This is a genomic window from Pandoraea pnomenusa, from assembly GCF_040391475.1.
Classification (GTDB): Bacteria; Pseudomonadota; Gammaproteobacteria; order Burkholderiales; family Burkholderiaceae; genus Pandoraea; species Pandoraea pnomenusa_C.
In genome coordinates this window covers 74,202-94,012 of sequence record NZ_JBEBXS010000015.1, presented here as the reverse complement: position 1 = coordinate 94,012, position 19,811 = coordinate 74,202, and the positions used below count along the sequence as shown (strand labels likewise).

At 65.2% G+C, this 19,811-nt stretch carries 20 protein-coding genes; 6 read left to right on the top strand and 14 right to left on the bottom strand.

Features of this window, described 5'->3' with window-relative positions:
- Positions 1-110: 110 nt before the first annotated feature.
- From ABWO90_RS16890 to ABWO90_RS16870, 5 genes are all read right to left on the bottom strand, one after another.
- Positions 111-656, bottom strand: a complete 546-nt coding sequence (locus ABWO90_RS16890) for a YbhB/YbcL family Raf kinase inhibitor-like protein (protein ID WP_353192383.1) — start codon at positions 654-656, stop codon at positions 111-113.
- Positions 657-667: 11 nt separating this feature from the next.
- Positions 668-853: a hypothetical protein gene (locus tag ABWO90_RS16885; RefSeq protein WP_353192382.1), complete on the bottom strand. Its 186-nt coding sequence runs from the start codon at positions 851-853 to the stop codon at positions 668-670.
- Positions 837-1,835, bottom strand: coding sequence for a cytochrome d ubiquinol oxidase subunit II (cydB, locus tag ABWO90_RS16880; protein WP_353192381.1), 999 nt, complete (start codon positions 1,833-1,835; stop codon positions 837-839). The genes ABWO90_RS16885 and cydB overlap by 17 nt, the downstream gene beginning before the upstream one ends.
- A gap of 48 nt (positions 1,836-1,883) precedes the next feature.
- Entirely contained in the window at positions 1,884-3,299 is a 1,416-nt protein-coding gene (locus ABWO90_RS16875) for a cytochrome ubiquinol oxidase subunit I (RefSeq protein ID WP_353192380.1), read from the bottom strand.
- 254 nt (positions 3,300-3,553) lie between these two features.
- Positions 3,554-4,225 carry a DUF1345 domain-containing protein gene (locus tag ABWO90_RS16870; RefSeq protein WP_353192379.1) on the bottom strand — a complete coding sequence of 224 codons (672 nt, stop codon included), beginning with the start codon at positions 4,223-4,225 and terminating at the stop codon, positions 3,554-3,556.
- Positions 4,226-4,678: 453 nt separating this feature from the next.
- Between ABWO90_RS16870 and ABWO90_RS16865 the strand changes: the two genes are divergently transcribed.
- Both ABWO90_RS16865 and ABWO90_RS16860 read left to right on the top strand, forming a co-directional pair.
- Positions 4,679-6,067, top strand: coding sequence for an MFS transporter (locus tag ABWO90_RS16865; RefSeq protein ID WP_353192378.1), 1,389 nt, complete (start codon positions 4,679-4,681; stop codon positions 6,065-6,067).
- 86 nt (positions 6,068-6,153) lie between these two features.
- Positions 6,154-7,122 carry a LysR substrate-binding domain-containing protein gene (locus ABWO90_RS16860; protein WP_353192377.1) on the top strand — a complete coding sequence of 323 codons (969 nt, stop codon included), beginning with the start codon at positions 6,154-6,156 and terminating at the stop codon, positions 7,120-7,122.
- Here the strand turns inward: ABWO90_RS16860 and ABWO90_RS16855 are convergent.
- Both ABWO90_RS16855 and ABWO90_RS16850 read right to left on the bottom strand, forming a co-directional pair.
- Entirely contained in the window at positions 7,050-7,874 is an 825-nt protein-coding gene (locus ABWO90_RS16855; protein WP_353192376.1) for a class II aldolase/adducin family protein, read from the bottom strand. The genes ABWO90_RS16860 and ABWO90_RS16855 overlap by 73 nt on opposite strands.
- Before the next feature lie 191 nt (positions 7,875-8,065).
- Entirely contained in the window at positions 8,066-8,890 is an 825-nt protein-coding gene (locus ABWO90_RS16850; RefSeq protein ID WP_353192375.1) for an isocitrate lyase/PEP mutase family protein, read from the bottom strand.
- Between the two features lie 358 nt (positions 8,891-9,248).
- Here ABWO90_RS16850 and ABWO90_RS16845 point away from each other — a divergent pair, with 358 nt between their 5' ends.
- The 4 genes from ABWO90_RS16845 to mnmH are packed head-to-tail and all read left to right on the top strand — an operon-like array spanning position 9,249 to position 13,128.
- On the top strand, positions 9,249-9,791 hold the full coding sequence (locus ABWO90_RS16845; RefSeq protein WP_353192404.1) for a cytochrome b: 543 nt from the start codon (positions 9,249-9,251) through the stop codon (positions 9,789-9,791).
- A gap of 20 nt (positions 9,792-9,811) precedes the next feature.
- Positions 9,812-11,329 (top strand): glycosyltransferase family 2 protein, encoded by a 1,518-nt coding sequence (locus tag ABWO90_RS16840; protein WP_502922641.1) that lies wholly within the window; start codon positions 9,812-9,814, stop codon positions 11,327-11,329.
- Between the two features lie 30 nt (positions 11,330-11,359).
- Positions 11,360-12,028 carry a hypothetical protein gene (locus ABWO90_RS16835; protein WP_353192374.1) on the top strand — a complete coding sequence of 223 codons (669 nt, stop codon included), beginning with the start codon at positions 11,360-11,362 and terminating at the stop codon, positions 12,026-12,028.
- A complete protein-coding gene (gene mnmH / locus ABWO90_RS16830) occupies positions 12,025-13,128 on the top strand; it encodes a tRNA 2-selenouridine(34) synthase MnmH (protein WP_353192373.1) in 1,104 nt (367 codons plus the stop codon). The genes ABWO90_RS16835 and mnmH overlap by 4 nt, the downstream gene beginning before the upstream one ends.
- Here the strand turns inward: mnmH and ABWO90_RS16825 are convergent.
- The 7 genes from ABWO90_RS16825 to ABWO90_RS16795 all read right to left on the bottom strand — a co-directional run bounded on the left by ABWO90_RS16825 (position 13,064) and on the right by ABWO90_RS16795 (position 19,726).
- A complete protein-coding gene (locus ABWO90_RS16825; RefSeq protein ID WP_353192372.1) occupies positions 13,064-13,897 on the bottom strand; it encodes an AraC family transcriptional regulator in 834 nt (277 codons plus the stop codon). The genes mnmH and ABWO90_RS16825 overlap by 65 nt on opposite strands.
- An 81-nt stretch (positions 13,898-13,978) precedes the next feature.
- Positions 13,979-16,360, bottom strand: a complete 2,382-nt coding sequence (locus tag ABWO90_RS16820; protein WP_353192371.1) for an acetamidase/formamidase family protein — start codon at positions 16,358-16,360, stop codon at positions 13,979-13,981.
- An 82-nt stretch (positions 16,361-16,442) separates the two neighbouring features.
- A complete protein-coding gene (locus ABWO90_RS16815; protein WP_353192370.1) occupies positions 16,443-16,634 on the bottom strand; it encodes a XapX domain-containing protein in 192 nt (63 codons plus the stop codon).
- Between the two features lie 10 nt (positions 16,635-16,644).
- Positions 16,645-16,884 carry a XapX domain-containing protein gene (locus ABWO90_RS16810; protein ID WP_353192369.1) on the bottom strand — a complete coding sequence of 80 codons (240 nt, stop codon included), beginning with the start codon at positions 16,882-16,884 and terminating at the stop codon, positions 16,645-16,647.
- 94 nt (positions 16,885-16,978) lie between these two features.
- Complete coding sequence (locus ABWO90_RS16805) at positions 16,979-18,007, bottom strand: acetamidase/formamidase family protein (protein ID WP_353192368.1); 1,029 nt, start codon at positions 18,005-18,007, stop codon at positions 16,979-16,981.
- A gap of 182 nt (positions 18,008-18,189) precedes the next feature.
- A complete protein-coding gene (locus ABWO90_RS16800) occupies positions 18,190-18,675 on the bottom strand; it encodes a cupin domain-containing protein (RefSeq protein WP_353192367.1) in 486 nt (161 codons plus the stop codon).
- Positions 18,676-18,835: 160 nt separating this feature from the next.
- Complete coding sequence (locus ABWO90_RS16795; protein ID WP_353192366.1) at positions 18,836-19,726, bottom strand: LysR substrate-binding domain-containing protein; 891 nt, start codon at positions 19,724-19,726, stop codon at positions 18,836-18,838.
- Positions 19,727-19,811: the final 85 nt, after the last annotated feature.

Genomic DNA, 19,811 nt, shown 5'->3' with positions numbered 1-19,811 from the left:
AGCCGCAACAAAAAAGCGCCGACGGGAATCTCCCGCCGGCGCTTTTTTCATGAGGGGACGCAGCCGTCGCGCGAACCCCGTCGGACTTGCCGCCCGCATTACCGCCCGTATTACCGCCCGTAGCGGGCCACGATAGTCGAGCCGTTGAGCGTGTGACCGGCGAGGGCGACGGCCAGCCCGGCAGCATCGAGTCCCGGCGGCAGGCGGCCCGGTTCGAGATCGGTCGCCGTCACGGTAATGATGTAGTGATGCGGCGAATCGCCGACCGGCGGACAGGCACCGCGATAGGCCATGGCGCCACTCACGTTCTTGCCGACGGTGATGCCGTCGCCGGTTTCATTGCCTGCACCTGCAGCCAGCGACGTGACGCTTGCCGGAATGTTGTACGCCACCCAGTGCACGACGCCGCCACCCTTGGCCCCGTCAGGGTCCTTCATGGTGATGACCACGCTGCGCGTGGCTTGCGGCAGGTTCTTCCACGCAATGGGCGGGCTCTCGTTCTTGCCGCCGCAATCGCCCAACCCGGCATGGACAGCGGGCAGCAGGCCGTTGTCGGCGAACGCGCTCGACGACACGCTCATGCCCTCGGCGTGCGCGACGCTTGCCGCAAAGGTCATGGCGAGGGCCGCCAATGCAGAAGATGAAAGCCGATTCATGAGCATGCCTCCTATTTGGCAGATGCAATGATGAGTTTGAATGGTAGTGCAAGCAGCGCCGTGCCCGCCACACCCGCGCACCACAGTGCGACGAACCAACCCCAGCGCACCATCGTCAACCGCCAGCCGACGCGCGGTGCGAGCCGCTCGCGTTGACGGCGAACGCCGGGACGTACCAGATCAGTGATAGTGCGCATCGTGAGCCACCTTGCCGCGAAAGACCCAGTACGCCAGCATCGTGTAGGCGAGGATCACAGGAATGATGAAGGCCGCGCCCCACATCGTGAACGACAGGCTCGAGTGCGGTGCGGCGGCGTCCCACAGCGTGATGCCCGGCAGAATCGCATACGGGTACGCGCTGACGAGCAGCCCGCTGTAGCCGAGGAATACAAGACCGATGGCGAGCCAGAATGGCGTGGCGTCGTGCGCGCGGTGCAGCACGCGACGCATGACGAATGCGACGCCTGCCACGAGGAACGGCACCGGCAGACAACGCCAGAACCATTCGCCGCCGAACCAGCGCTCCGCGACCAGCGGCACGCGCAGCGGGGTCCACAGCGAGACGATGGCCATGGTTGCCACCAGTGCGAGCGTCAGCGGCCAGGCGAGCACGCGCAGCCGACGTTGCAGATCGCCCTCCGTCTTGCCGATCAGCCAGCATGTGCCGAGCAACGCATAGGTCACGAGCAGGCCCAGCCCGGTGAACAGGTTGAACGCGGTGACCCACGCGAAAGCATCGCCCGCGAACTGCCCGTTCTCCACCGGAATGCCGGAGAGATAAGCGCCGAGCGCCACGCCCTGGAAGAACGTTGCGCCGGCGGAGCCGCCAATGAACGCGAGATCCCACCACTGACGCGTACGGCGTGACTTGCCGCGAATCTCGAAAGCGACGCCGCGGAAAATCAGACACACGAGCATGAGCACGAGCGGCAGATACAGTGCGGAGAGCAGCACCGAATAGACCATCGGGAACGCTGCCAGCAGGCCCGCGCCGCCAAGCACGAGCCATGTTTCGTTGCCGTCCCACACGGGGGCGACGGAGTTCATCATCGTGTCGCGCTCGCGCGCGTCGGGGAAGAACGGGAAGAGGATGCCGATGCCGAGGTCGAAGCCGTCGAGCACCACGTAGAGAAACAGGCCGAGCGCGATGATGGCGGCCCAGGCGATGGTCAGGTCCATGAGTAAGTCTCGCTAAGGTCGATGTCAGTCGATGGGGGCGCGCGGCGATCAGCGCGCATGCGCCGTGTCGGTGTCCAGTCGCCCCGACAATCCGGAGAGTGCGGGTGCCGCCGGTACGGCCTGCGGCAGATGCGCGCCGTCTCCGGGCAACACCGGGCCGCCGCGCAGAATCTTCAGCAGGTAATAGACGCCGGTGCCGAACACGAGGAAGTACGCGATCACCAGCACGAACAGCGAGACCTGGACTTGCTGTGCGCTCACCGGCGACATTGCGTGCGCGGTGCGCATCACGCCGTACACGATCCAGGGCTGGCGTCCGGCTTCGGTGGTGACCCAGCCCGCGAGCAACGCGATGAATCCGGTCGGCGAGAGCAGGAGCATCGTGCGGGCGAAGCCGCGCGAGGTGAACAGCGTGCCGCGGCGGCGCATCCACAAGGCCGCAATGGCGGCGGCGATCATCGCCATGCCGAGACCGACCATTACGCGGAAACTCCAGAACACGAGCGGCACGTTGGGGCGTTGGTCTTTCGGAAATTCCTTCAGGCCACGAATTTCGCCGTCCCAGCTGTGCGTGAGGATCAGGCTGCCCAGATGCGGGATTTCGAGCGCGTAGCGCGTGGTCTCGGCGTCCATGTCGGGCCAGCCGAAGAGATTCAGCGGCGTGCCGCCGGACTTCGTCTCCCAGAGTCCCTCCATCGCGGCGAGCTTCGCGGGTTGATGTTCGCGCGTGTTCAACCCGTGCAAATCGCCGACGAAGGCCTGCAGCGGTGCGAAGATCAGCAACAGCCACATCGCCATCGAGAACATGGTCTTGACGGCCGGGTCGCGGCGTCCGCGCAACAGATGCCATGCCCCGGTGCCGGCCACCACGAGCGCCGCGACCACGAACGCGGCAATGCTCATATGGGCGAGACGATAGGGGAAGGACGGGTTGAAGATTACATCCCACCACGAGAGCACGACCACGCGGCCATCGACGATCTCGAAGCCCTGCGGCGTTTGCATCCAGCTATTCGAGGCAAGAATCCAGAACGTCGAGATCAGCGTGCCGATGGCGACACAGAGCGTGGCGGCGAAGTGCGCACGAGGGCTCACGCGATTCCAGCCGAACAGCATGATCCCGAGGAAGCCGGCTTCGAGGAAGAATGCCGTCATCACTTCGTAGGTCAGCAGCGGTCCGGTGACTGCGCCGGCGAAGCTCGAGAAGCCCGACCAGTTCGTGCCGAACTGATACGCCATCACAACGCCCGAGACCACGCCCATGCCGAAACACACGGCGAACGCCTTCGACCAGAAGCGGCAAAGGTCGAGATAGTGTTGCTGGCGGGTCTTCAGCCAAAGGCCTTCGAGAACGGCAATGAAACTCGCCAAGCCGATGGAGAGTGCGGGAAAGATGATGTGGAACGAGATCGTGAACGCGAATTGCAGGCGGGCGAGGTCGAGAGCATCCGGAAAGGAAGGCATGGCAGTCATGTTGTGCCCTATGTATGGAAATAAACCCTGTTTTGTATGTTATTCATAATCGAAAAACACCACGTGTTTGTGTGCATATTAGGGAATTGTGTAATGCAATACGCGTGACAAGTCGTCGCACGCGGCGCATTGACGCGCCGTTGCTCCAGATGCTGCTCTGTATTACTTGTATGTTTTTTAAGGAGTTTATGTCCGTAGCTGGTGCGACGTCATGTCACGCACGGGCAGGGGCACGGTGCGGCCTGTCAACTGAGCAGACCGGCGCCGATGTTGATCGACAGGCCCAGCACGGCCAGATTGAAGAAGAACGAGAGGATCGCTTGCGCGAGGGTGGCGCGTCGCATGCGGCGCGATTTCAGCGAGACGTCGGCGGTTTGCGAGGCCACCGCGATGGTGAACGAGAAGTACAGGAAATCCCAGTAGTCCGGATCGCAATCGCGGTCGGGCCAGCCGAGCGCGTAGGGCGTTTCGGTGTCGGTGAAGTACAGGCGCGCGTAATGCAGCGTGTAGATCGTCGGCACCAGGAACCAGCCGGCGATGAGTGTGGCGGCGGCGAACAGTACGTGTTCGGAGGTGTGATGCGAGCCGCCGGACTTGGCGCTCGCGAGAATGTGAATGATCGCCACCACGCTGGCGATGGCCGACAGACTGACCACGGTAAGCACAAGGGCGCCGCTCTGATCCTCCTGCTCGGCGAAGCGCTCGATGCTGCGCTTGGGCGAGGTCACCATCATCGTCCAGATCATCGCGAGATACGACCACGCGAGTGCGTTCCAGCCGATCAACATACGCGTCACCGGGCTGAATTCGCCGCTCACCGCCACCTGGACGAAGAGCCCGACGATGATGCCGATGGCAATGGCGATCAGCAAACGCGGGTGGAAGCGCACCAGATGCGGAAAGAGCTTGGCGTTCATGGAGGCGAGTGGGAAGCGAGCCGTGGACGTTTCGATTATCCACGATCGCCGGGCGCGGTTGGCATTCCGGCGCACGTTAATGGTGCGCCGCCGCATCGCGATGCGGCACGGTGCCCGTTGCCGAATCACGACGTCGGCCGGAATCGGCCCTTCCGTCACTTGGCGAGGTAAGGGCGGCGCCCGCGCGACTTGCCGCCGAAAGACGCCAAACCCACGTGTGCTGGACATGCGGTGTGTTTTTGCCCGATGCGTGCGCGTGCATGGCACGCCAATTGCTAACGATTGCATAAGGCCAAAGGCGGCCGAGTGAAGACAAGCGAACTTTCTGCACCGCATGCATGACCCGTGCAAGACACGGGGAATTCGGGGCAACGGCGTCCCGAAGCCATAGACCTGTTCACAGGCTTACGGCTTCGGGACGCTTTTTTTCGGCAAACGAACACGAGGGTATCCATGAGCACGCTCACGCAATCGTTGAAAAGTGGCAACTGGCGCGCGCTGGTTGCGTGTTTTCTCTACTTCGACACCGGCTTCACCGTCTGGGTGATGCTCGGTCCGCTGGCGCCGTTCATCGGCCGCGACATCGCCATGACGCCTGCGCAAACGGGCTTCCTGGTGGCGGTGCCGGTGCTCGGCGCTGCGATTCTGCGCGTCACGCTGGGCAATCTGTATCAGGCCTACGATGGACGGAAGATTGCGTTGATGGGACTCGTGCTCTCCGCGATTCCGTCGGTGGTGCTGCTGCTCGTGCCGGGCACGCCGTCGTACACGCTGCTGCTCGTGCTGGGGGTGTTCCTCGGCATCGGAGGCGCCAGCTTCGCCGTGGCCCTGCCGATGGCGGGCAGCAACTATCCGCCCAAGGTGCAGGGGCTGGTGCTCGGGCTGGCCGCCGCCGGTAACGTCGGTGCGGTGCTCGACGGCTTCATGTTTCCGGGCCTGGCGGAGCACTTCGGCTGGGCGCGTGCCGCAGGCGCCGCACTGCCGCTGCTCGCCCTGGCGGCGCTCGCGCTGGTGTTCTGGGCGAAGGATCAGGGGGTGAAGTCGGGTAGCGCCCCGCGTGCGTTCACGAGCTTCGTCATCACGGTGTTCGGTCTGATTGCACTCGTGCTGTGCGTGCACGCCGGGGCGTTCGGCGAGGGCAAGGCCGGTGTGTTGCTGTTGCCGGTGCTTGGCGCGCTGCTTGCCATCGCCGTGCTGCCGCGCCACTACCGTGGCGTGCTGGCCGAGCGCGATACGTGGGTCATCATGCTGGTCTACAGCATCACGTTCGGCGGGTTCGTCGGCATGTCCTCCTACGTCACCACGCTGCTCATCTCGCTGTATGGCATGCCGCGTATCGAGGCGGGTCTCTTCATGTCGCTGCTCGCATTCCTCGGCGCGCTGGTGCGCCCCATCGGCGGCCTCGTTGCCGACCGGATTTCGGGCGTGCGCGCGCTCGTACTGCTGCTCGCGGCCATTTCCGTCATCGACTTCGTGTTCGCCGCGTGGATGCCGCCGCAAGGGGCCGGTATCGCACTGCTGGTGCTCGTCTATCTGTGCTTCGGCCTTGGCAACGGCGCGACCTTCCAGCTGGTGCCGCAACGCTGGCAAGGCAAGACGGGCCTCATGTCGGGCATCATCGGCGCGGCGGGTGGCATCGGCGGCTTCTATCTGCCGGTGATCATGGGCATCGCGAAGGAATCGACGGGCAGCTATCAGATGGGCTTCGCCACGTTTGGCGGCCTGGCGGCGCTGGCGTTCGTGCTGGTCGTGGCGCTGCGCACCCACTGGATGTCGTGGGCGTTGCCGAAGGAAGTGGCCGGCGGTGCCGTGCTCGCGGGCGGTGTGGCGCACGTCGAGTAAGTGCGTTGCCGTGCGGCGGTGATTTGAATTGCCGGGGACGCATCGCATAGACTGTCGGGCAAGATCGAATTCCCGCAGGAGCCAACATGCGACTGGGCGTCCCCAGCCTCTCGGCGTTGCAGGCCTTTGAGGCCAGCGCCCGTCACCAGAACTTCGCGCAGGCTGCACAAGAGCTGGCGCTCACCCACGGCGCGGTGTGCAAACGTGTGGGTGAGCTGGAAAAGCATTTGGGTGTGGCACTGTTCGAGCGCGTGAAGCAGCGGCTCGTCCTGACGTCGGCCGGCGCGGAGTACGCCAAGCGGATTCGCGTGCACCTCGACCAGATTCGCCGCGACACGCTCGACGTGGTGCAGCAGGGCCGGGAGACGGAGCTTGAGATTGCTGTCGGCGTGACGTTTGCCGCGCAGTGGCTGATCCCCCGGCTCGATGATTTCTACGCCAGCACGCGCGACGTTCGGCTGCATATTCTCGGTCGCGACCAGCCGGTGTTCTTCGACGACTCCGCGTTCGACGCCACGATCTACTTCAGCACCCGCCTGTGGCCCGGCATGCCCGGTACCGCACTCATTACCGACGACACGCTGACGCTGGTCGCGGCCCCCCGTCTGCTCGACGGCGAGCCTTCGCTGTCACTGGACCGGATCGCCGCATTGTCCTGGATTTGCCCGCGCGATCTGCCGCGCGTGTGGGACGACTGGCTTGCTTCGCTGGGCACGACGCAAGCGTCCGAGATCCGCCCGCAGCGCAGTCCGCAACGCTACGACATGTTCATCATGGCGATCAACGCGGCCGTCGCGGGGCTCGGTGTGGCCGTGTTGCCGCGCGTGTTGATCGAGCGCGAACTCGCCAGCGGTGCGTTGGTGCAGGCTCATGCGCACACGCTCGCCAATCCGCAGACGATCTACTTCTCCTACCCGGCGCAACGCGCTGACTGGGCGCCGTTGCGTCAGTTCGATGCGTGGCTGCGTCAGGCCGTCGAGCGCTATCGTGCCGAGCGCGCCGAGGGCGCCGAGGGCGCCATCAACTCGGGGCACTCGCGCAGTACCTGCTCGTAAAGGCCCTGATAACCGAGCCACGCGACGTAGTCCGAACCCAGCAGGCGGAACACTTCGCGGGCTTCGGCGTCGGAGAGCACTTCGAGCGGTCCCGCCGCTTCGGCAAGCAACTGGACTTGCGCGCAGCGTTCCATCGCGAGGAAGCGATACGCTGCCGCATCGACCGACGAGCCGACCGTCAGCAATCCGTGATTCAGCAACACGGCGGCGCGCTTGTGGCCCAGCGCCTGGGCGATGCGGCGCCCTTCGTCGGCGCCGAGGACGAGCACGTCGCCGCGAAACAGCACGTGGTCGTCGTAGAAGAGGCACGCTTCCTGATTGATCGGTGCGAGCGCGCGCGTGCGGGCCGAGAAGGCGCGTCCGTGGGTCGTGTGGGTGTGGGCGGCCGCCGTCACATGGGGCAGGGTGGCGTGGATGCCGGCATGGATGGCCATTGCGGCGGCGTTGACCGGGCCGTCGCCATGATGCAGGCCGCCCGCCTCGTCGACCAGAATCAGGTCGTCCGGATGAATCGACGAGAAGTGCTGCGCGTAACGATTGACCCAGAAACGGTCATGGAACTCGGGATCGCGCACGGTGATGTGACCGGCGATGCCTTCGGCCAGCCCGAAGCGCGCGAAGATCCGGAAGGCGACGGCAAGGCGAAGCTTGCGGTCGGCGCGTTCGTCCTCGACGTTCACGAAAACGGTTGGCTTGGGCAACGGTGCGCCCAGTGGCGTGGGAATGGCAAAGGCGTCGTGCGGCTGGGTCATGGGGCGCTCCGTCGTGGGGGGACGCCGTGCTCTCGCTGCCCCGGCAGGGCGGGGCGCGGTGCATCGGCAGGCAGCGCATTGTCCCCGGACGGGGCGGTACCGTCCATCGACGAAAAGTCACTGGTCATGCACTGGCGGCACCGCGAGGGGCGGGGGGGCGAGGGGCGCCGCCCGCCTGCCCCATGCCGCGATCACTCACCCTGACGGAACAATCCGTTGAGTGTCGCGCCGCTCGCGGCGCCATCGAAACCGTCGAAGCGGCCTTCGGCAAGCGCCTGCGCGGCGTGCATGAAGCCCCCCCAGGCCGAGCGCGCCAGCGCGCCACCCACACTTACGCGGCGCACGCCCAGCTCGGCGAGGTCCTGCAACGTGAGCGGCGACGTTGCGCCCACGAGCACGTTGACCGGTTTCGGCGCGACCGCAGCCACGACCATGCGAATCTGCTCGGCCGACACGATGCCGGGCGCGTACAGGCAATCGGCACCGGCCTCGGCATAGGCTTGCAGGCGCGCGATGGTGTCGTCGAGATCGGGCACGCCTGCGAAGAAATTCTCGGCACGCCCGATGAGCAATGTGTCGCCGCCGGTCTCGTCGATCGCGCGCCGCGCGGCCTTCATGCGCGCCACGGCTTCGTCGATCGGGAACAGCGGCGCGTTGACGTCGCCCGTCGAGTCCTCGATGGACAGCCCGGCCACGCCTGTCGTCACGGCCATCTTGACGCTTTGCGCCACTTCGTCGAGCGTGCGTCCGAAACCGCTCTCGAAGTCGGCGTTCACGGGCAGGTCGGTCGCCTCGACGAGCGAGCGCAGATGCGTGAGCACGATGTCGCGCGTCACGCCGTTATCGGGACGGCCCGTCGACCACGCAAACCCCGAGCTGGTCGACGCAATCGCCTTGAAGCCGGCGTGCTCGAGATAACGGGCGCTGCCGGCGTCCCAGGGATTGGGAATGACAAAGCAGCCGGCAAGATGGAGTTCGCGGAACGCGGCGCGTTTTTCGGCAGTGCTGCGTGGCATGGTTCGTCTCCTTTGGATCGGCGCAGCCAGCGTTGTGCTGCACACGAGATGCACGATCATCGCGGTTTTGCGGCGGGCTCGCAAGGCAGGCGGTTGGCACGCCACGGCAAACACCGACCAGTGGCCGGTTTTCGTAAATTGCCCCGAAACCGGGCACTCCGGTGTGTCTTGTAATTTGCGGTAACACCTTTTTACGGCAACGGGGGAATAAGCGCGCTTCAATTGACGTTATGCCATCATCAGCCCAGGCGTTTTCAGGATCTTCGAAGTGAACTCACTGCCCCCTTCCGTTGCTTCCGTGTCCGCGCGCAAATCCGGTGTCGGCCTGTACGAAGACGAGAAGTACACGCGTGTCGCCATGCTGCTGCATTGGGCGGTGGCGTTACTCATGCTTGGCAACGTGGCCATCGGTCAGACGATCGCGTTGCTCTCCGACGCCACGCTCGAAAAGATCGACGTGCGCTTCTGGATCGATCTGCACAAGTCCATCGGCATCACCGTGTTGGGTCTGGCGATCCTGCGCATTCTCTGGCGCGCGACGCACCGGCCGCCGCCGCTTTCGCAAGTCTTTGCGTCGTGGGAGCGGACTGCGGCGCATGTCGTGCATTGGCTGCTCTACGTACTGATCTTTGCGTTGCCGCTGTCGGGTTGGGCGCATGACTCGGCGTGGGTGGCGGCGTCGACGCATCCGCTAACGCTGTTCGGCGTCGTGCCGTTTCCGCGCATGGGGTTCCTGATGGCGATGACCGACGCGAGCAAGGATTACTGGCACGACGTGCTCGGCAACGTGCATACCTACTGCGCCTACGCGCTGTATGCGCTGCTGGCGCTGCACATCGGCGGCGCGCTCAAGCATCAGTGGATCGACCGCCATTCCGTCATTGGCAGGATGCTGCCGTGAGCGCGCGCGTGCCGATCGATCTGGCGGCCGACACGACGACGGATACGACAGATACGACGGATACGACGCGTCTCGACGCGGCCCGCGCGCAGCATTCGCCGCGTATTACCCGGCCGCCCACGCCGCTCGCCAGTTGGCTCGTGCACGCCGGGGTCGCCACGTTGTGGTGCGTGCTGTTTGCGCAGGCGTTCTTTCTCAAGGGGGTGTTCGCCTGGGGAACGGGGGTGGCTTACGTGGTGTACGACACGTTGCTGCTGGCGTTCGTGTTCTGTCAGGCGTGGCGACTGATGCGACCGGAACCGGAGGCCGTCGGCAGCGATCAGGATGCCGCCACCTTGCCGTTGACGCTGGGCGTCGTCGTGGCGTCACACAACGAAGCGGCGGCGCTGCCCGTCACGCTGCGTGCGCTCATGGGCGGGCGCCGGGTGCCCGATGCCATCGTCATTGCCGACGACGGCTCGCGCGACGGCACGGCCGCATTGCTCACCGGCCATTACGGGCTGATGGACCCGGGCGTCGGCGGCCTCAGTGCGCCGAGTCCGACATATCCGAACCTGCGCTGGCTGCGCGTGCCGCATGGCGGCAAGGCGCGTGCGCTGAACGCCGCGCTGGTCGGCATGACGACCGACATCGTGATGACCGTTGATGCCGACACGTTGCTCGACGTCGGCGCATGCGCGGCCATGCACGACGCGTTTGCGCGACGCCCGCAACTGGTTGCGGCGACCGGCGTGCTCACGCCGGTGTGCGGCACCACGGCGAGCGGGCGTGTCCTGCAGTTCTTCCAGACCTACGAATACATTCGCAACTTCATCTCGCGCTTTGCGTGGATGCGCGCCGACGGGTTGCTGCTGATCTCCGGCGCTTTCGCGTGTTTCCGGCGTGACGCGGTACTCGCCGTGGGCGGCTTCGATCCGGCGTGTCTGGTCGAAGACTATGAGTTGATCCATCGACTGCGCCGGTACTCGGCCACGCACGCGCTGGACTGGGATGTGCGCGTGATCGGCGGCGCACAGGCGGTGACCGATGCGCCCGGCACACTGACCAGCTTCCTGCGTCAGCGTCGCCGCTGGTTCGCCGGCTTCCTCCAAACGCAGTACTGGTATCGCGACATGGTCGGCAATGGACGCTATGGCAATTTGGGGCGGCTGATGTTGCCGGTGAAGGCATTCGACACGCTCCAGCCGATCTACGGACTCACGGCGTTCGCGCTGCTCGTGACGTTCGTCTGCGAGGGCCATTACGGCGTGGTGCTGCCGGTCTCGGGCATCATTCTCGGCAAGATCGCCATCGATCTCGGCTTTCATCTCTGGTCGGTGCAGGCTTACCGCCGCTGGACAGGGCAGCGTACCGGCACGAGCTTCGGGCTGGCGTTCGTGGCGGCGGTGCTGGAGCCGTTTTCGTTCCAGTTGATGCGGCATACGGGGGCGGCGCTCGGGTGGGGGCACTTCCTCACCGGACGCCAACGTTGGGGCGTTCAGGTGCGACGCGGTATCCTGTCGGGCGAACGCGGGTCGGATGTGTCCCGCGACAGGTAATTACCGGCAGTTTTTTCCGTGCTTTTCCCGATGACTGGATCTTTCAAACGATGGGACCGCCTGGCCGCGATGGCCGCGCTGGGTGCCATGCTCTGTACCGTGTTGGGCGTGACGGGGTGTACGACGCCCGTGCGCAAGCCGTCCGGTCCCGATTACGCTGCGATGGGCGGTGCGGCCGAGGTGCGCGGCGACTGGGACACCGCGCGGCGCGACTTCGGACAGGCCGTGCTGGTGGCCGATCAATCGGGCTGGCCGGCGTCGCAACGCGCGGCCATGCACTACGACTACGGTCGAGCGTTGGGCGTGACGTGTTTCTACGCCGAAGCCGAACGCGAATTGAGCCTGGCGTATGACCTCGATATCCTGACGAACCGCTACCGGTATCCCGCGCTCATCGAACTGGCGCGGCTCGCGCTGGCGCAACGGCAGTTCGTGCAATCGGCCAAATACTTCAATCGCGCCCTGGGTTCGCTCGATCGCATGGACGCCGCGCGCAAGGCGCCGTTCGCCTACGTGGAACTGCTCGAAGATTACGCGCTGGCGCTGGGCGGGGCGGACGATGCAAAGAGCGCGACACGCATCATCGATCGCGCGGCGAAGGTGCGAGCGAGCCTGGACGCTGCGGACCAGCGACAGGCCACATCGCGTACCCCTTACGGCACGCATTGCGGACAACTGGCTGCAGAGGTGTCGCAATGAACCATCTGCGTGTCGGTCTGCCGAGCGCGGGCGAATTCGACGAAATCATCGACGTGCGCACGCCGCTCGAATTCGATGACGACCATATTCCGGGCGCCATCAACGTACCGGTCTTGAGTAACGAAGAGCGCGTCATCGTCGGCACGATGTACAAGCAGGTCTCGCCGTTCGATGCCTCTCGCGTGGGCGCTGCGATGGTCTCGCGCAACATCGCCCAGGCGCTCGATACCACGTTCGCCGAGCGGCCGCGCAACTGGCGTCCGCTCATCTATTGCTGGCGTGGCGGCACGCGCTCGGCCTCGATGACGCTCATGATGAACATGATTGGCTGGCGGGCGCGACAACTCGAAGGCGGGTACAAGACTTATCGGCGCGATGTCGTGGCGTCGCTCGAGGCGCTGCCGCCGACGCTCGACTACGTTGTGCTTTCGGGCCACACCGGCAGCGGCAAGACACGCCTGCTGCACGCGCTGGCCGACGTCGGGGCGCAGACGCTCGATCTCGAGGGACTGGCGAGCCATCGCGGCTCGCTGCTGGGCGCCGTGCCCGACCGGCCGCAGCCGTCGCAGAAGTCGTTCGACACGGCGCTGATCGGCGCGCTGCGCAGCTTCGACCCGAAGCGGCCTGTATTCGTGGAGGCGGAGAGCCGCAGGATCGGGCTGATCTCGCTGCCCGAATCGCTGATGACCTCGCTGCGAGGTACCGCGACGTGTGTCGAGGTGAAAGTCTCGCGCGACGAGCGCGTGGATCTGTTGATGCAGGAGTACGGGCATCTGCTTGCGCAGCCGGACTACTTCCGAGGCCAATTGCTGCGTCTGGTACCGCTGCACGGGCGCGCCGTCATCGATCAATGGCTTTCGCTGCTCGACGACGGGCAACAGCGCGCGCTCTCGGAAGCGCTCATCACGAAGCACTACGACCCGGCGTATTCGCGCAGCTCGCGCAAGATGCTGCAGGGGATGGCGAAGGCCGTGCCGTTCGAATTCCATCCCGGTGCGCAAGACCTGCGCGCACAGGCGCAGGCCTTGCTGACACTTACTTCACCGGCAGGCAGATCCGGGTCTGCAGTTGCGCCGGCGGCGTCGAGCGCGGATCGTTGAGGTACTGCTCGAACATCGGGAAGTCGGCAGGTTCCAGCCCGCTGTTCGGCAGCCATTCCGAGAAGAGCCATTGATACGGCTGGCTCATCTCGTTGTACGGCCCGGTGTAGGTCAGCACGGCGCAACGCCCGGCCGGAATCTCGAAACGCTCCAGATCGTCGCTCACCTTGGCGTCGGCGGGCACAGAGACGCCCGCCATCGAGCGTAACCGGTCGGTCGGCACCTGTTCCGGGTCGTCGAAGTACACGCCGTAGCCGATGGCGTCCGGTTGTGCCAGCCCGTGGGCGGCGGCCAGCATGAAAGCGCGCACGAACACCGGGCCGATGCCCTGATAGTCGCCGCTGTGGCGCAGCACGGCGAGCGTGGTGGCGGGGAAAGACTCGACAGCAATCGGATACATGGTCAGCTCCTGAGGATCGATGGGTCCGGAGCGGGTGTCGCGGTAGCGTCCCGGCGGCATGCCGAAAAACGCCCCGAAAGCCCGGTTGAACGTGGCGTCCGACGCATAGCCGGCCCGCGACGCCACAACACGCATCGAATCCTCCGAATCCGCCAACGCAATCGCCGCACGATGCATGCGAATACGCTGCACCGTGTTATTCACCGTCTCACCGAGGAGGGCACGGTAGATCCGGTGAAAGTGATACGGCGACAGGCACGCCAGTTCGGCCAGATGGTAGAGATCGGGCGTGCTGTCCGGATGGCCGGCGAGCCAGCGCAGCACGGGCTCCATCCGTTGGGCGTAGCGAAGTCGGGTCTCGGGTTTCATTTGCGCTCCTTGGCCGCCAATGTATCGGCGCACGCTTTGCCGATTTTGCGATGTTGGGCTGACACCGAGCGCGTAGCATACCTAATTGCCGAACATTCCCTTGCGAATGATGGCGTGAACGCCCCAGTTGCCGTTCACGACCTGCGTGACGCCGAAATCCACCGAGATCGACAGGATGGCCGTGGCTTCGTCTTCGGTCAGGCGCTTGACCTGCATGAGGAAGCGGCGCGCCTTGAGGAAGGCGTCGCGCAGCGCGCTGTCCAGCGTCGACTTCATGTAGATCTGGCTCTGCGCCTTCTGGCCCAGCTCGGCGAGATGGTTGGGTGAGCTGAAGCCGTGGATGATCCACTCCGTGGGCGTTTCGACCAGCGGATAGGTCAGATCGGCATAGGGGGCCGTGACGTCGATGGCTGCCTTCTTGTGAAGTATCAACTGGATGTTGCCCGTGAGCGAGCATTCGATCGCGGTACCGCCGAGTTCTGCGTCGCCTTGCGAGGCGTGCGGATCGCCGATGGAGAGCAGGGCACCCGGCACGGCGACCTTGAGGAACACGCTGGCGCCGCGCGTGACGCGCCAGTTGTCGAGATTGCCCGCGTAACTCGACGGCGGGATCGAGTCGATCAGGCCGTCCTGCGCGGGCGCCACGGCCAGCACGCCGAAATGGGGGCGCAGCGGGATTTCGACGTTTTTCAGCGTCCGGAAATTCTTGGTGATGCGCGAGTGATCCACGGGCACGCCCGGGTAGTCGATGGTCGGATGAACCACGCCGAACGGATCCTGTTGCGGTGTCCAGCGGAAGCTGTAGAGGGCGCGCGCCACGTCGGCACCGTCATGACAATCGATCTCGAAGACGGTCACGACCTCGCGCTCACGCGGGAGCGTGAGCATGTCCTGATAGTGAAAGCCCCACCACGTCGAGGCATGGCTGCCGAACGCCTTGCCCGCGTGATCAGGATTCGCGCTGGGCCTCGGCTGCAGATCCAGAATCCGGATTTCCAGCACATCGCCGGGCATGGCGTCTTCGACGGCGATGGGACCGGTGCAGATGTGCACGCCGAAGCCTTCGCCCGCACCGCGTCCGTACACCGACGCATCCATCGGCCCGGCGCCGCGGCGGTCAATGTTCTTCTGCGTCGGCGTCCAGTGAAACACGCTCTCCGCACCCGGGTCGCCTTGCACCATGCGCGCCCAGTCGTCGGTGGCGTGTTGCGTGAGCGTCTCGATGGTCACCGTATCGCCGGAGGCGACCGTCAGCACGGGCGGCAGGTCGTGGCTGAGATAGCCCCAATGCACCGTGTCGCAGGTGGCGCGCAGGTAGTGATGCTGCCCGCCGTCGTGGGGCAGGGCGCGGTACGGATCGACGTCACCGGGCGACGCGACAGCGGCGCCGTCGTGCTCGTCGTGATGCTCGTGCGGTAGCCGTAGCCCGACATGGGCGGCAGCCCGTCCGGTGAGACCGGCGGGCACGTCGGGGTGTCCGCGCGAGATACGCGAGCGCTCCGGCAGGGCTCGCGCGCGCATCGCCTGATCGCGGCTGGCCTTCGGCGAGAGACCGAAGCGCTCGCGAAACGCCTGACTGAAATAGGACGGATCGTTGAAGCCCCACCGGTAGCAGATGTCGGACACCGACAACTGGTCGTAGGCGGGATTCTGCAAATCGGCATGGCAGCGCTGCAAACGGCTTTGCCGCAAATACGACGAGAAACTGTGCCCCGAGCCTTCGAAGAGCTTGCGTAGATATCGATCCGACACATGCTCGTCCCTGGCGATGGCGCACAGCGAGAGATCGGGCTCGGCGAGTCGCGCCTGAATCCGATGGCAAATGCGTGCGAAGGCGATGGCGCGTGAGGTCGAGACGCCCGACGCCGCCGGTGGTTTCGCGGCGGCCAGCGCCGATGCAAGGCATTCGAGAATCACGTTTTCGACGGGCTCGAGCGCGTGCGGATCGGCGTCCTGCATCGAGTCGAGTTGCGCGGCGAGCGCGCCGAGCAGACTGCCGAACAACGGGGCAACACTCGCCGGCAGCTTGCATGTGCGCACCGGTGGTGCACTGCCCAGCCGCGGCGCGATCAACGCGTGTCGCACATGCACCGACACCAGACGAAACGGTGTCGTGGCGACGAGTTCGGCACTGTCGTTGCCCGGAATGCAGGCAATGTCGCCTGCCACGAGCCGTTCGCCTTCCGGGGTGCCGGGGCCCGATAGCCCGGCTTCCCCGTCGAGCAGCATGAGCAGCAGGAAGCCCCGCTCACCGCCCGCCTTGGCGCAGACGACTTGCGGCGTCGACGAAATCACGGAGAGTTCGATGCCGCCCGGCGTGCGATGCGTGAGCAACGTGCCGTGCAGCGGTTGCCCGGGCGTTGGCGAGCGGAAGTGCAGGCGTGCGTCGAGCAGCCTTGCCTGCCAGGCCGGCCCGCGCTGGTCGTGGGCATAGGACTCGGTGGAGAAGTGCGCGCGATCCAAAACCCGGCCTCCTTCGAAATGACGGCAACGCCACCCGGCGGTGCGCCGGGCGGCGTCTCAAGGCGTCAATAGTGCGGTGGTGTCAGCCGATGTGCAACTGCCCTCGCATGGCGGCGACGAAAACGAAACCGACGAAAGTGCCCACGATGGCAAAGATGCCGCCGAGCACGTTCGGCGCCGGAATCGGGGCGCGCACGCTCGTGTAGAGCACACCCGTCACCAGCCCGACAGCCGCGGCCTGCAACTCGGTCGCGCCCAGAGTGAGTTCGATCATGGCAGTCTCCTCACGACGATCTGACGGAACCGGCGCCGAGCGACCGCTCCGAGGGCGGGCGTCCGAACGTCACCGAACGTCGCCACGCGTTCACGATCAGGTAGCCCGCATACGTGAAGATGATGGCGAAGATGCCGCCGAGCACGTTCGGCGCGGGAATGGGCAGGTTGAGCCAGGAGTAGAGCGTTCCCGTCACCAACCCGACGATCAGGGCGACAAGCTCGTTGCGCCCGATATAGACGTATTGCATGGAAGGTCTCCAGTAGACGCGTGCGGCACGGTGGCGACGTTAGCGGGCGACAGCGCGACAGCGCAATGCAACGCCCCCCGCACCGCCCGCGAACTCACGACTTCGACGATTTGGGCGGGAACATGCTGCGTGGCATGGTGCAGTGCACCCCCTGCGTGCCGTCGACCACTTGCGTCACGCCGAAGTCGGCAGCCACGCTCATGAGCGAATAGGCGTCGTCACGCGACAGTCCCTGCTGCTCGGTGAGCAGGTGGATCATGTCGCGCGCGGCGTTCTTGCCCGCTTCGTCGAGGTCCTGGTGGAAACCGTGAACGATCCAGACGTCGGGCGTTTCGAGTAGCGGCGACGGGAACTCGAAGTCCTTGCGCAGCACGACCTGGAACAGCACGTTGAGCGAGGCTTCGATGGCCGTGCCGCTGATTTCGCCGTCGCCCTGCGAGATGTGCGGGTCGCCGATGGAGAACAGGCCGCCGTCCACCTGCACCTTGTAGTACATGGTCGCTCCGGCACCGATGCGCCAGTTGTCGATGTTGCCGCCATGCAGACCGGGTTCGACCGTCGACACGCGACCTTGCGCGTCGGGGGCGACGCCTGCGGTACCGAGGTGCGGCCGCACGGGCACGCGCACGCCGGCCAGCGCCGGCTCCTTGCAGCACTCGCGGTGATCGACGAGCTTGCCGGGCGTGGTCAGCTTGCCCGGATAGTCGAAGGCGAAGAGCGCGTGAGCCGTGTTCGAGCTGTTGTCCAGCTCGTAGATCGTCACGCGCTCCTTCTTGAAGTCCTCGTAGAGTTGCCCCCAGTGCGCGGCCACGTTCGCGCCGAAGCGAAAGCGGGGAATCATCTGGAGGTAGCGCACTTCGAGCATGTCGCCCGGCTTTGCGCCTTCCACGTAGATCGGCCCGGTCATGATGTGCACGCCGGGGTTGCGGTCCTCGTGGGGAATCTTGTCGTAGATGGCGCGAACGGCGTCGTCCATCATCAGATCGGGGGCGTCACCCGCGTGATGGGTGACCGCTTCGGCGCGAATGAAATCGCCGCTCTTGACGGTGAGCGCGGGTGTCTGGGTCGCGTTGAAATAGCCCCAATGAACGGTCTCGGGCGTTGCGCGAAGGTCGTGAAGCATGCCATGTCTCCTAGAATTTTTTGTCCGACTGCCCGCAAACTCGGTTCACGGTGAAGTCATGGTAGTGCTCGACAAAAACTCACAATTAGGAGCGTTTGACACCTTCTCTATTGCTGGGAGGAACTAACGTTTACCCCGTTCTCCCTTCGCGCATGCCGCCCGGTTCTCTTCGTGCCGGACCCTCAGTCCTGCCCGATATGCGTCGGCGCATCGGGGTCGTAGACAGCGTACAGCTTCGTGTAGCCCTTCGACTCGAAGACGCCGGTCCAGCCCTTGGGCAGGGTGACGGCGTCGCCCGGGCCGGCCTCGAGCACATTGCCGTCGGTCGAGACGAACCTCGCGCCCCCCGTCAGGAACACCAGCAATTCGGTGTAGGGATAACCCGGGCCGCGCACTTCCTCGCGGGTCGGTCCGGACTGGAACACGCCGGTCTGGAAGGCCTTGTCGCCGGACGTGAACGACGTCACGTCCACGGTGTCGTTACCGTCCTCGTTGTCATGCACGGCCTCGGGACTCTCGAACACGGGGCCGGACAAGGCGTGCTTGCTCAGTTTGACGGGGTGGGGCGTCTCGGCGCCGGCGCCCGCGGCGGGCAGGGCGAACAGGGCGAACGTCGTGAGGGCGGCGGCCGCGAGGCGCGCCGGCAGGCGGGTACTGCATTGCAGCATATTGTTGTCTCTCTTATCTGTCGTCGGCCCGAACGCGCCGGGCCGGGCGAGAGCTTAACAATCGTGCTGCGCGTCAGGCAAGGTCTGTTTCACGGCGTGTGCCCATCCTGTTGTTGGCGCGACGAATCGACTCACCGGGCCGCCGACCCAGGCTCGCCGGTCACTCGCCGAACTGCGCGATCATGCACTGCTTCGTGTAGTCGACGAAGGCCTTCGCGAGCTTCGACGGCGGATGCTGGTTCGACGTCACGAGCGAGAAACCGGAGAACACCGTCGGCTCAAATGGTTTGACGACGACGCGCCCCGCCGCGTATCGCGCCGTGATCTGATCGATGATCGCCACCCCGGCGCCGTGCTCGACGAGCACGCAAATCGCCGCCGACAGTTGCGACTCTGCGGTCATCACGCGGTCGATCTGACGCTCCGCGAAGATCCGGTCGATGTACATGCGCCCGTCGAACTCTTTCGGATATGACACGAACGACTCGTCACGAAGGTCTTCCGGGTAAATGACGTCGCGCCCGGCCAGCCGATGCCCGCGCGGGAGGATGCAGCGCATGGGCGCGCGGTGCAGCGTTTCGACGTCGACACCGGCGTGCGTGAGCGGATGCGCGATGAAGCCGACGTCGCAGCGGCGCCCGACCACCATGTCGACCACGATGCTCGACGCGTGAATCAGCAGCGTCGTGCTGATGCCCGGGTGATCGCGCATGAAACCGGTGAGCGTGCTCGGCAAAAACTCCAGCGCGAGCGCGGGCGCACCCGCGATGTGCAGCGAGCCGCGGCGCAGCGACTTGATCTGCTCGGCGGTCTGCGCAATGCGATCGATGCCTGCGAACGAACGCTCCACTTCCTCGAACAACACCATCGCTTCGGGGGTCGGGTTCAACCGTCCGTTGATGCGATCGAATAAGGAAAACCCTACGTCGGCTTCCAGATCGTTGATCAGGCGCGTGACCGCCGGTTGCGAGATATGGAGCATGTCGGCCGCGCGGGTCACCGTCTGGCGCAGGATCAACGCGCGAAATGCCTCCAACTGCCGGATCTTCATCGAAGCCTCGTAATCCTTGTGTCGATCGCCCCCATAACATTTATGTATAGGTGGGCAAAAAAATGTGATTTGACGGTGGGTGTGT